Here is a 13030-nt window from a genome sequence, read left to right as displayed (position 1 = left end):
TTTTTTTTAATTTTTATTTTGTTCGTGTTTTTTTTAGCCAAAAAGGTATTTATAAGTTAAATTCGGTCTATATATTGACTATTTCAGCAGCAATTGCGCACCTACTCACGTAATATATGTATCTAAGAATTATGCTTTGAGATGAATTATGGAATTAAGTAAGCAACAAACCGCCTCACAAAAAAATCGTTCTTATATTATTGCAGAAAATCTTGGCCAGCTGATTTTAACCAGCACCTATTTACCTGATTCCACTTTACCTAGCGAATTAGAATTATCAGAACAATTCCAAGCAAGTCGAACAGCGATAAGAGAAGCAATAAAAATATTAGCGGCAAAAGGAATGGTATTAGCACGCCCCAAAATAGGTACCCGTGTTATGCCACCCTCAAATTGGAATTTTTTAGACCAAGATCTCTTAACATGGTGGTCCAATAGTGAAGAGCAATCGGTCGTGATGGAACACTTTAAAATGGTTCGACTCGCAATAGAACCTCAAGCTTGTTATCTTGCGGCTATACATGCAACAAAAGAACAAAAACAATCATTACAATTATTAGCAAGTGAAATGCAGTTACTCGCCAAAGAATTTGACAGGGCGCATTGGGTGAAAGTTGATTACCATTTCCATTTAACTATTTACAAAGCTTGTGCCAATCCCTTCCTAATTTCTTTTGCTAATTTATTCCGTTCTATTTATCAGCGTTACTTTGATGTCATCACTGATAATGAGGTTATAGAGGTCGAAATTCATCAACAACTTGCCAATGCAATTATTCATGGTAAAAGTACAATAGCACTCGACCTTTGCTATAACTTATTAACAATTACCCAAAAGCAAGACTAACAAAACAATACTCCAATTGAAGCTTTAATTTACTTGTATAGGTAACTGATGTTCAAAACAGCGAAAAATATGTCTGGCCTTCCATGGATTGCGGCAATGGCCTTTTTCATGCAAGCGCTCGATGCCACCATTTTGAATACGGCTTTACCCGATATTGCAAAAAGCCTTGATCACTCGCCGCTTGCGATGCAATCCGCCGTAGTCAGTTATACGCTTACTGTTGCTTTATTGATCCCTGTTAGTGGCTGGTTTGCAGATAGATTTGGTACAAGACGTATATTCATTTTAGCGGTTTCCTTGTTTTCTTTTGGTTCATTACTTTGTGCCCTTTCGCCTTCTTTAAACTTTTTAGTGACCTCTAGGGTTATTCAAGGTATTGGTGGGGCAATGATGATGCCAGTTGCTCGTTTAGCCTTAATAAGGGCTTACCCTCGAAGTGAATTACTACCAATATTAAATTTTGTCACCATTCCTGGTTTAGTTGGCCCAATATTGGGACCTCTGTTAGGTGGTATATTAGTCACCTATGCAACTTGGCATTGGATATTTATTATTAATATTCCTATTGGTGTTTTAGGTATCTTTTATGCGTTAAAACATATGCCAGACTTTAAAATGCCAAAACGTAAATTTGATACTTTAGGGTTCTTATTGTTTGGTTCTGGTTTAGTCATGCTATCTGTCAGCCTAGACTTATTCAGTGATAAGTCTCTTTCAACATCGATTCCAGTCACTATTGTTTTAGTCGGCTTTCTTTTCTTACTTGTTTATATTTTCCATGCAAGACGTACTAAGCATGCAATAATCCCCTTGAATTTATTTAAAACTCGCACTTTTTCTATTGGGATCAGCGGTAATATCGCAACACGCTTAGGAACAGGCAGTATTCCATTTTTAATGCCATTAATGCTGCAAGTAGGTTTCGGCTACGAAGCAGTTGTGGCGGGAATGATGATGGCACCACTAGCAATAGGTTCAATCACTGCTAAATCAGGGGTTACTCGGATCCTAACTAAATATGGCTACCGTAATACATTATTTGTCATCACCATTATTATAGGATTAATGATCGCACAGTTTTCCTTACAATCACCAAGTATGTCGATTTATCTGTTAGTTGTACCTTTATTTATTTTAGGAATGGTGATGTCTGTACAATTTACCGCAATGAATACTATTTGCCTGGCTGATTTAACAGACAATAATGCAAGTGCGGGAAATAGTATGTTAGCTGTGACTCAGCAGCTATCGATAAGCTTCGGTATCGCAGTCAGTGCTGCAATCTTAAACTTCTATGGTGGACAACCTAATAGCAATACGGTCGATAATTTCCATTACACCTTTATTACCGTTGGCGTCATTACGCTTATCTCGGCTTTTGTCTTCTTATTATTAAGTAAGACAGACGGTGATAATTTAATAAAAAATAAAACCAAAAAAGCGAAGAATTAATATTTTTTAACCGATTGACGTTCAATTAACTCAGGGGTAAGAACCAAAACACTCGCATTTGCCTCTGGGTTATCCATACGATAAATAAGTTGGTCAACAGCCTGTTGGCCTAACTTATCTTTTGGCTGATGAATTGTTGTTAATGGTGGGATCATATAAGGCGAAAGATCGATATCATCATAACCAATGATTGAAATATCATCAGGCACTTTCAAACCCTTTTGGTATATCGCTTGATAAGCGCCTACCGCCATCGCATCATTACCTGCAAAAATGGCCTCGGGAGGGGTTGGTAAGCTAAGCAATTTATTCATTGACTCAAACCCACCAGCAAATTCAAAATCACTGAAAATGATATAGTCATCATAAATATTAATGCCGCCATCTGTCATGGCTTGAATAAAACCTTGATGACGCGCTCTTGCTGGTGATTTATCTTGTGGCCCTGCAATACATGCAATACGAGAGAAACCAGCTTCGATAAGGTAACGAGTGGCTATTTCTCCACCAAGAAAAGAGTTATCTTGAATGATATCGCCTTCCGACTCAAAAGGTGACCAATCCATCATAACTGTTGGCACAGCAGGGTAACGAGCCAAAACATTTTTTGATGGCCCCTGTACTTCTGTGCACATAATCAGTAGCCCATCAACACGTTTTTGTAGCAAGGTTTCTAAACTATGATTCATTCGCTGAAGGTCACCTTCAGTGTTGCACAAAATCAAACTATAACCACGTTCGTAGCAACTACGTTCTACACCCCGCACTACCTCTGCGTAAAATGGGTTATTACTTGTTGTCAGTAACATCCCAATTGTATTCGTACGATTCATCTTCAAACTACGCGCTAAAGCAGAAGGTGCATAATTTAACTCTTCAATCGCATTTTTAACGCGTATGGTAATGCTCTCGCTGACATAGCGATTTTGGTTAATAACGTGAGAGACGGTGGACGTCGACACCCCTGCAAGGCGTGCCACATCTTTCATTGTTGCCACAAGTTAATCCTGTTGAGTCAAAAACTGGTCAATTTCTTTACGCCATGGAACTGAGGGTTGAGCTCCCGGGCGAGTCACAGCTATCGCCGCCGCTGCATGAGCAAAAATAATCGCTTCTTCGTCAGCTTTACCTTCAAGCAGAGCTGTAACGTAAGCCCCATTGAATGTATCACCTGCGGCAATAGTATCCACTGCTTTTACGCGAAATGCAGAAATTATTTTGCCTTCACTACCTTTTTCACTATACCAAACGCCTCGAGAGCCGAGTGTTATCATCACTTTACTGATACCTTTTTGATGTAAAGCTTCAGCCGCATCCTGAGCACCTTGATTATCATTAACAGCAATACCTGTTAGGTGTTCAGCTTCTGTTTCATTTGGCGTGATGATATCAACTAGTGATAATAATGAATCTGGTAATGATTGAGCCGGTGCAGGGTTCAAAATGACTTTCGTATTGTTTTTCTTCGCTATTTCAGCAGCCATTTGTACTGTTTCAATAGGGGATTCCAGTTGCATCAATACCGCATCAGCTTCCACAATTTTTTGCTGATATTGAGCTAATCTTTCTTTGGTAAGTCGTGCATTTGCACCTGCATTGATACCAATTGTATTTTCCCCTTGTTGGTTCACATAAATAAGAGCAACACCTGTCGTTTCACCTTCAATGGCATCAATGCATTCGGTTTTAATATTATCGAGAAATAACTGTTTTTTTATACTCGCCCCAATATCATCATCACCAACACAAGCAATAAACGTTATGTCAGCACCACTGCGACCTGCTGCAACAGCTTGGTTGGCACCTTTCCCGCCAAATGCAACTTGGTAATGATCGCCTCTAACAGTTTCACCCGGCTGAGGGAAATGCTTAACATTTAATATATGATCCGCATTGATACTACCGAGAACCACCAGCTTAGCTATACCCATAACGTTTATTTCCTTTTTTATGACCCAATGGATCGCAAATTAAATAAACCGCCACAGTGCGCCATGGCGGTTTTTATCTTATTGTTTAACCACTAATTCCAATTCAACCGGAACCGTTGGATCCACTTTCTCGCCTTTTAAGACTTTATCTGCAATCTGTACACCAACAATCCCAATTTGGTCTGGGCGCTGTGCAATAGTTGCACCTAATTTTCCGCCTTCAACGGCTTTAATACCATCATTTGTTCCATCAAAGCCAACAACCAGAACATCAGTACGGCCTGCGGTTTGTAAAGCTCTTAACGCACCTAATGCCATTTCATCATTTTGTGCAAATACCGCTTGAACAGCAGGGTGTGCCGTTAACAAGTTTTGCATTACGTTCAAGCCTTTTGTTCTATCGAAATCAGCGGGTTGGCTCGCCAGTAAATTGAATTTGTGCTCTTTCGCTCCGGTATTAAAGCCTTCACCGCGCTCACGTGCTGCTGATGTACCTGAAATACCTTCTAATTGAATCACTTTAGCTTCTTTGCCTGTTTTTTGTGCTATATAGTCAGCAGCCATTTTCCCGCCCATACGGTTGTCGGATGCCACATGACTGACAACTTCACCTTTATTAGCCGCTCTATCTAAAGTGATGACAGGTATATTGGCTTTATTAGCCATTAATATTGAGTTGCCCACCGCATCTGAATCCGTTGGGTTAATTAACATTAATTTTGTACCGCGAACGGTTAAATCTTGTACGTTTGCTAACTCTTTGGCTGGGTTGTCTTGAGAATCTAAAACAATCAGTTCATAACCCAATTTATCCGCTTCTTTTTGTGCGCTATCTTTCATTGTCACAAAGAATGGGTTATTCAATGTAGAAATGACGAGTGCAATGCTATCTTTCGCCATCGCATTGACACTAACAGTTGCACTCAGTGCAACTGCAGATAATAACGTTGCTAGTTTGTTCAGTTTCATAATAATTTTCCTGTAGGGTTACTTTTTATTATCAACAAGTACAGCAAGTAAGATGACGACAGCTTTAACAATCATCTGGTAGTTTGACGAAATACCTAATAAGTTTAATCCATTGTTTAAAAAACCAAGGATAAGCGCACCAATCAATGTTCCGACTATACGCCCCTTACCACCAGCAAGACTGGTACCACCAAGTACAACCGCAGCGATAGCATCAAGTTCATAACCATTACCTGCCATTGGCTGAGCCGATGATAAACGTGCAACTTCAATGACACTCGCCAATGCTGCTAGCATTCCACATAAGGCATAAACCACTATTTTAATGCGATCAACATTAATACCAGAAAGACGGGTAGCCGCTTCATTCCCACCAAGTGCGTAGATGTAACGACCAAGGCGAGTATGGTGCAACATATACCACGCAGCCGCAAACACGATGATCATTAACCAGACTGGGGTAGGAATACCAAATGGGCGGCCAATACCAAACCAGCCAAATAAGTCTGCGTTATCACTAAACCCTGTATTGATAGGGCTACCGTCTGTATAAACTCGTGTCACACCACGCAATAGTAGCATCATGACTAAAGTCGCAATGAAAGCTTGGACTTTTCCTTTTGCGACAATCACCCCGGTGCATGCACCGATAGCGGCACCGAGTGCTAATGCCCCCGCAACAGCCACTAGCGCATTAACTTCCGCCCCGACCATGGAAGCTGCAACCGCGCCCGTTAAGGCCAATAAGGAGCCAACAGAGAGGTCAATACCCGAGGTCAAGATAACTAGCGTCATCCCAACGGCCATAATGGCGTTGACGGAGGTTTGTTGTAAGATATTGAATAGGTTATTAACCGTAAAAAAATTCGGGCTTAATGTTGATACGATGGCAATCAAAACTAAGAGTGCGATTAATGATTTTTGCTCCATCAGCCATGCTTTGCTGAACCAGCGTTTTGATGATGCGGTAGTTGAACTCATACTGATAACTCCTGAACTGAGCCATAATTTTTACCCACTGCGGCAGCCATTAAGGCTTCCTGAGTCGCGTCTTTGGCTGAAAATTCGCCGCTGATATGACCTTCGTGCATCACCAAAATGCGGTCACTCATTCCTATTACTTCAGGCATTTCTGAAGAAACTAAAATGATACTCAGCCCTTCTTTTTTAAATTGGTTAATTAGTTGATAGATTTCTTTTTTAGCACCAACGTCTACGCCACGAGTTGGCTCATCGAGGATCAGTACTTTTGGTCTTGTCATCAAACCGCGCGCAATGGCCACTTTTTGCTGGTTTCCACCTGAAAGGTTGCCAATTATTTGGTCCATAGACGGGGTTTTAATATTGAATAACCGAATGAAATCGCTAACGGTTTGCTGTTCTTCACTATGCTTGAGGCTTCCCCCTGCACGACTGAAATAACGTAATGCAGTCAATGACATATTTTCTTTCACTGACATGCCTAATACTAATCCATCTCGTTTACGGTCTTCTGAAATATAAACAATGCCACTGTTTAAGCCATCTTGTGGTGTTTTCAGTGTTACGGCTTTGCCTTCCAGTTTTATCGTGCCTGATTTTTTTGCCGCCGCGCCGTAGATGATTTTCATCAACTCTGTACGCCCCGCGCCCATCAAGCCAGATACACCTAAAATTTCCCCACTCTTCAGGGTGAAATTGGCATTTGTTACACCAGGTCCAGATACCCCTTCAAGCTGCAGCCTAATGTTTCCGGTTTCTACCTCGACCCTCGGGTACTGGTCTTCAAGCTTACGACCAACCATCATTTCAATGAGTTTTTCTTCTTCTAACTCACTCACGGGTTTCTCACCAATAAACTGGCCATCGCGGAACACGGTCACATCGTCGCAAATTTCAAAAATTTCTTTTAAACGATGGGAAATATAAACAATGCCACAGCCTTGAGCTTTTAAGTCTTCGATAACTCTAAATAGGGACTCTGTTTCCGTGTCTGTTAGTGCATCGGTGGGTTCATCCATGATAATCACTTGTGATTGAAAGCTCAGAACTTTGGCGATTTCGACCATTTGTTGTTCGCCAATAGAAAGCTCTGCAATAGTTTGATGGCTATCATAATCAAGGTTAAGCCGTTTAAGCAGTTTGTCCGACTCACTGAACATTTTTTTCCAGTCAATTTTACCAAACGCATTCACATACTCTCGACCTAGAAAAATATTCTCTGCAATAGTTAATTCAGGTATCAAATTGAGTTCTTGGTGGATAATCCCTATTCCTGCTTCTTGGGAGCTTTTAGGGCCATTAAATGCGACTTCTTTACCTAAATAGCGGATTTGACCAGCATCTTTTTTATAAATACCCGTCAGCACTTTCATCATGGTTGACTTGCCTGCCCCATTTTCCCCCACCAGCGCCATGACTTTTCCTGGGTAGACATTTAATGTCGCCCCACTGAGGGCTTTTACCCCTGGAAATGATTTATCGATCCCGATAAGTTCTAATAAAGGTTGCATAATCACCTCAGAAAGTCACACCAGAACAAAGAATAATGTTAGCGAACGGTGAACATTCTCCGGTGCGGATCACCGCTTTACTGTCATGAGTCAATTGTTTAAAGCATTCATGGCTGCAATAAATAATTTCAATCGTATTATTTTGAGTAACTTCTAACTGTTGTAAGTGAGCCAAAATAGCGGCTTCCATTTGTGGGTTAATGGTACTGATTTCCTCAGCTAGAATGGCTTTTTCGACTTGCATCTCTTGGGTGATGACACTTAAAACTGACATGAAATCGGGTAAGCCTTGCGTAATTGCTAAATCAATACGCTCCGTTCCTTGATAAATAGGTAAACCTGCATCAGCAAGCGTTATTTGGTCTGTATGACCTAACTTTGCAATTACCGAGGTAACGTTGGCATTAAGTAAAATACCCTTTTTCATTTTTCACCGCCATTCTAGTAAGCGAAACGTTTCGCTCATGTAATAATAGTAAAGATAAGTCACAACTCAATATTGATGGTTAATATTTGTGATCAATATCGAAACGTTTCGTTCTTATTAGAAAAGCTAAAAAACAATAACTTATTGAATCACTTATAGCTGAATCGTTTTTTCTTATTTCTTGGGGCATATCAAAGAAAAATGGAAAAATAGGTCGCAGTATGTAATAAAAGAAATTGATAGTTTTGATATCAACGCCTCTATTAATAAAAGGAATGAATATGCAGCTTGCTGAACGAATAGCCCAATTAAGCAATTACCTTGAAAGCGGTTTATATGAACGCCAACAAGCTATTCGTTTGTGCTTACTCGCCACATTAAGCGGTGAAAGCGTATTTCTATTAGGCCCTCCAGGTATTGCCAAAAGCTTAATTGCACGAAGAATGAAATATGCTTTTCGCCATGCAAATGCTTTTGAATACTTAATGACGCGATTTTCAACGCCTGAAGAGATCTTTGGTCCTCTTTCAATACAAGCACTAAAAGATGAAGGACGATATGAACGATTAACCAAAGGTTATTTACCTGACGCTGAAGTGGTATTTTTAGATGAGATATGGAAAGCAGGCCCTGCCATTTTAAATACCTTATTAACAGCGGTAAATGAGCGCAAATTCCGTAATGGTGATGAAGAAAAATCCATCCCTATGCGGTTATTGGTAACGGCATCAAATGAATTACCCGATGCAGATAATAGCCTTGAAGCCCTATTCGACCGAATGTTAGTGCGTATTTGGTTGGATAAAGTGCAAGAGAAACAAAATTTTCGTGCGCTATTAACCGGAAAATCATCGCTGAATGAATCTCAAATGCCAGAGCATTTAAAAATCAGTGATGAAGAGTACCAACAATGGCAACAAGAAATTCCTAAAATTACGCTACCCGATCACTGTTTTGAACTTATTTACCAATTACGCCAACAATTAGATGCAACAGAAAAGCAGCTTTATGTTTCTGATAGGCGTTGGAAAAAAGCAGTTTATTTATTACAAGCAAGTGCTTTCTTTAATGGGCGTAATAGCGTATCTCCTCTAGATCTTGTGTTATTAAAAGATTGCCTTTGGCATGACATGCAGTCGATGAATACGTTACCGAAACTATTGCAGTCATTATTACAAGAAGATGGCTGGCAACAACGAAAGTTAACCCGCGAAATAGAGCAAACTTATCAGCAATGGATGTCATCGACCCAAGACCAAAATAACCAAGATGCATTTAAAGTTAATAAAAACAATGCGATGTTTGCTCGTAAAGCGTCCTATGTATTACCCGAAAATATCGGTGACGGTCGAATTACTCTATTTTTACATCGCCCACTGCAACTGCATAATATGAAAGTCACTTTTGTAACAACCGATAAAAAATCCCTGATAACCTTCTTAAATAAAGGAACAACACTATCTGCCCACCTAAATGGGATTGGCTTTGCACAAGAAATTGCCGCTGAGGTAAATAATTTAAATCAGATACAGTTATTAGATGTAAGCCATCAATCATCTACTTTATATATTCAAGATAAAGCTTCGTCGCTAGTGCCAAATACAAATAACCAAGAGTGGCTAGACAAGCTGGATAAAATTCAAGAAGAGATTCAAACCGCGCGTTATCAGTTTGAAAAACAACAGCCCAACTTATTTATTGAACCGCACTGGCTTGCAGATATTGAACAAAGCTTCATGAAACTAACAGAAAAGCTAAACCAATTACGTAACCAAATCACGGGTAAAGTGGCCGAATAACGATGATGAGTTTAGCCACATTAGAAATGTTGCTTTCGGTTAATGAAGGCCAATTAATTGAAGAGATCATTATATCTTTGCTGGCAACCCCTCAATTAGCGGTGTTTTTTGAAAAACACCCTCGATTAAAAAAAGCTTTACTCAAAGATTTATCGGGTTGGAAAAAGGATCTCAAACAGCGTATGCAAGATGCGCTTGTTCCCGCACAACTTTCAGAAGAATTTGAACTTTATCGTCAATCCCTTGGTATTTCGACAGATGCCTTTTTTAACCAATTACCGGGGGTTATAGCAAAACTTCAGCAGCTGGATTCCCCGTTTTATCGTGAGGCACATCAGCTACAAAGTGGAAAAATAGAAAACCGCAGCGCAAGGCAGTCATTATTTGTTCAAAGATGGCGAGTTAGTTTAATTTTACAAGTGACAACTCTTCATAAAGAACTGTTAGAGCAAGAAAAAGAACAATTGCTGGCGGAGTTACAACGCCGATTAGCGTTAAGTGGCAATTTAGAGGATATCTTAGGCGAAAATGAGCGAGCTGCAGGCCGGCTATGGGACTTAACCAAAGGTGTAAACATGACTTCCGCTTATAATGACCAATTATTAAGCCGATACAGTGATTTTTTACGTCAGCAGCCTGAATTAGAAAAAATAGCCCAATTATTAGGCCGTAGCCAATCCGCTCAATCCATTCCTGATGATAGTGTTTTTCTTGAACCAATGACTATCATGGAAAAAGTGCCTGAAACGGTTCCTGAGCAAGTTAATGGCTTAAATCAAAGTGATGATATTTTACGGTTATTACCTGCAGAACTCGCCATGTTAGGCCTTGAAGATATTGAATTTGAATTTTATCGAAAATTACTCGAAAAACAGCTTCTAACCTACCGATTACAAGGGGATAGCTGGCAAGAAAGAAAAGTTCTGCGCCCTATTACCCATCACCATGATGAAGAGCAGCCAAGAGGGCCATTTGTTATATGTATTGATACATCGGGTTCGATGGGCGGTTTAAATGAACGCTGCGCCAAAGCCTTTTGCCTTGCATTAATGAAAATTGCGCTGGCAGATAACCGCTCATGCCATGTGATGTTATTTTCCACAGAAATTGTGCATTACGATTTACTTTCCATTGATGGCCTAGAGCAATGCATTCGTTTTTTACATCAAACATTTAAAGGTGGGACTGACTTGGCAGCTTGTTTACAAGAAACCGCAGTAAAATTGGAATCAAAACAGTGGATTGATGCAGATGCCGTGGTGATTTCTGATTTTGTTGCTCAGCGTTTACCTGATGAATTGATTCAAAAAATTAAGACTATGCAGAAGAAAGGTAAATACCGCTTCCATGCGGTATCTGTATCAAATTATGGGAAACCCAGCATCATGAAAATCTTTGACCATATTTGGCGTTTTGATACTGGGTTAAAAAGCAGGCTGTTACGCCGCTTTAGTCGCTAATTACAGCATACCTTCAACAGATTCTTGCATTTCAGCACCCCAAACACCGCATTGTACTTGGCCAATGTGCTGGCGTTGAAGAAGTAGCATGACTAAGCGTGATTGGCCAATGCCACCACCGATAGTTTGTGGCATTTCACCTTTTACTAACGCTTGGTGCCACTCTAATTCCATACGTTTTTCATCACCGGTTAAGTCTAATTGGCGAGTCAAACACTCAGGGCTTACACGAATTCCCATTGAAGAGAGCTCAAATGCGTCCTGTAAAATAGGGTTCCACACAATGATGTCGCCGTTCAAACCACAAAAACCGTCTTCATTTTTTGTTGTCCAGTCGTCGTAGTCAGGCGCGCGAACATCATGTGATTCACCGCTAGATAGCTTACCACCGATACCAATTAAGAATACTGCGCCTAGTTCTTTTGCGATTGCACGTTCACGCCCTTTCGCATCTAAATCAGGGTAGCGCTGTAACAACTCTTCACTGTGAATAAAGTGGATTTGGTCTGGCAGGAACGGTGCCAACCCAAATTCTTTACTTACGGCAGCTTCTGTTTCTTTTATTGCCTTATAGATTTTACCCACTGTCTGCTTCAGATAAGGAAGTGTACGTTCCTCATCTGCCATCACTTTTTCCCAATCCCACTGATCAACATAGACGGAATGGATTGGGGTTAAGCGATCCTCGTCAGGACGCAACGCTTTCATATGCGTGTATAGACCTTGGCCTTCACTAAAACCGAAACGACCTAATGTTTTACGTTTCCATTTAGCCAAAGAATGAACCACTTCAAAGGTTGCACCTGGAATTGATTTCACTTTTACTTGAACGGCTTTTTCGCTGCCAGATAAGTTGTCTTGAGTACCATCCCCTAAACGGCTTAGGATTGGCCCTTGAACTTCAATCAACCCTAATTCTTTTTCAAGTAAACGTGAGAAATACGATTTCACAAAACTAATTTGTTGCTGATGTTCGATAAATGACTTGTCCATAATTTATTCCCATAATTTGTTAGCTGTGTTAGCTGATGTATAGATTAAGCAACAAAATGAGGTATAAATTCAATATCCATCATTAAAAAAAGCCTTTATTGTTTATTTTGAATAAAAAAACAGGTATAAAAATGAATAATCGTTAAAATAGAGGTGAAATAATGCCGGAAAATTATCAAATCGATAATCTCGATCGTGACATACTTCACGAATTAATGGGAAATGCACGTACACCGTATGCTGAATTAGCTAAAAAATTTGCTGTTAGCCCCGGGACAATTCATGTCCGTGTCGAAAAAATGAAGCAAGCAGGGATTATTAAAGGCACACGTATTGATATAAACCCAAAACAATTAGGCTTCGATGTTTGTTGCTTTATTGGCATTATTTTAAAAAGTGCAAAAGATTACCCAACCGCACTAAAAAAATTAGACGCCTTAGAAGAAGTTGTCGAGGTGTACTACACAACAGGGCAATACAGCATTTTTATTAAAGTGATGTGCCGCTCTATTGATTCTTTACAAGACGTACTTATCAACAAAATTCAGACCATTGATGAGATACAATCCACAGAAACACTGATCTCCTTACAAAACCCGATCTTACGAACAATCAATCCGTAGAAAAAAAATGATATAACCACATTATCCACAGGTAGAT

The 13030-nt window shown here is 39.9% G+C and carries 12 protein-coding genes; 5 read left to right on the top strand and 7 right to left on the bottom strand.

The features are described from left to right. Window positions 1-148 precede the first annotated feature (148 nt). Both PSF67_RS20560 and mdtD read left to right on the top strand, forming a co-directional pair. On the top strand, window positions 149-847 hold the full coding sequence (locus PSF67_RS20560; protein ID WP_102140438.1) for a FadR/GntR family transcriptional regulator: 699 nt from the start codon (window positions 149-151) through the stop codon (window positions 845-847). 48 nt (window positions 848-895) lie between these two features. Next, a complete protein-coding gene (mdtD, locus tag PSF67_RS20555) occupies window positions 896-2299 on the top strand; it encodes a multidrug transporter subunit MdtD (protein WP_272677557.1) in 1404 nt (467 codons plus the stop codon). On the opposite strand, the gene rbsR is transcribed toward mdtD, so the two are convergent. The 6 genes from rbsR to rbsD form a co-directional block, all read right to left on the bottom strand. Further along, window positions 2296-3297: a ribose operon transcriptional repressor RbsR gene (rbsR, locus tag PSF67_RS20550; protein WP_166268174.1), complete on the bottom strand. Its 1002-nt coding sequence runs from the start codon at window positions 3295-3297 to the stop codon at window positions 2296-2298. The genes mdtD and rbsR overlap by 4 nt on opposite strands. 3 nt (window positions 3298-3300) lie before the next feature. After that, window positions 3301-4230, bottom strand: a complete 930-nt coding sequence (gene rbsK / locus PSF67_RS20545; RefSeq protein ID WP_206276950.1) for a ribokinase — start codon at window positions 4228-4230, stop codon at window positions 3301-3303. Window positions 4231-4308: 78 nt separating this feature from the next. Next, window positions 4309-5199, bottom strand: a complete 891-nt coding sequence (rbsB, locus tag PSF67_RS20540) for a ribose ABC transporter substrate-binding protein RbsB (protein ID WP_166268170.1) — start codon at window positions 5197-5199, stop codon at window positions 4309-4311. Between the two features lie 18 nt (window positions 5200-5217). Beyond that, window positions 5218-6180 (bottom strand): ribose ABC transporter permease, encoded by a 963-nt coding sequence (gene rbsC, locus PSF67_RS20535; protein ID WP_102140434.1) that lies wholly within the window; start codon window positions 6178-6180, stop codon window positions 5218-5220. Then, a complete protein-coding gene (rbsA, locus tag PSF67_RS20530; RefSeq protein ID WP_166268167.1) occupies window positions 6177-7691 on the bottom strand; it encodes a ribose ABC transporter ATP-binding protein RbsA in 1515 nt (504 codons plus the stop codon). Before rbsA ends, rbsC begins: the two co-directional genes overlap by 4 nt. Before the next feature lie 7 nt (window positions 7692-7698). Further along, window positions 7699-8118 carry a D-ribose pyranase gene (gene rbsD, locus PSF67_RS20525; RefSeq protein WP_206276949.1) on the bottom strand — a complete coding sequence of 140 codons (420 nt, stop codon included), beginning with the start codon at window positions 8116-8118 and terminating at the stop codon, window positions 7699-7701. Between the two features lie 281 nt (window positions 8119-8399). On the opposite strand from rbsD, the gene ravA reads away from it, so the two are divergent. Then, window positions 8400-9917, top strand: a complete 1518-nt coding sequence (ravA, locus tag PSF67_RS20520) for an ATPase RavA (protein ID WP_102140431.1) — start codon at window positions 8400-8402, stop codon at window positions 9915-9917. A gap of 2 nt (window positions 9918-9919) precedes the next feature. Further along, window positions 9920-11377 carry an ATPase RavA stimulator ViaA gene (gene viaA, locus PSF67_RS20515; RefSeq protein ID WP_272677556.1) on the top strand — a complete coding sequence of 486 codons (1458 nt, stop codon included), beginning with the start codon at window positions 9920-9922 and terminating at the stop codon, window positions 11375-11377. Here the strand turns inward: viaA and asnA are convergent, their stop codons facing one another. Further along, window positions 11378-12370: an aspartate--ammonia ligase gene (gene asnA / locus PSF67_RS20510; RefSeq protein WP_272677555.1), complete on the bottom strand. Its 993-nt coding sequence runs from the start codon at window positions 12368-12370 to the stop codon at window positions 11378-11380. A gap of 161 nt (window positions 12371-12531) precedes the next feature. Here asnA and asnC point away from each other — a divergent pair, with 161 nt between their 5' ends. After that, window positions 12532-12993, top strand: coding sequence for a transcriptional regulator AsnC (gene asnC, locus PSF67_RS20505; RefSeq protein WP_125893840.1), 462 nt, complete (start codon window positions 12532-12534; stop codon window positions 12991-12993). Window positions 12994-13030 lie beyond the last annotated feature (37 nt).

Origin of the sequence: Providencia sp. PROV076 (assembly GCF_028483405.1) — a bacterium.
GTDB classification, from domain to species: Bacteria; Pseudomonadota; Gammaproteobacteria; order Enterobacterales; family Enterobacteriaceae; genus Providencia; species Providencia huaxiensis.
Note: the sequence above shows the minus strand (reverse complement) of the source record. Positions and strands in the feature narration are given on the sequence as shown.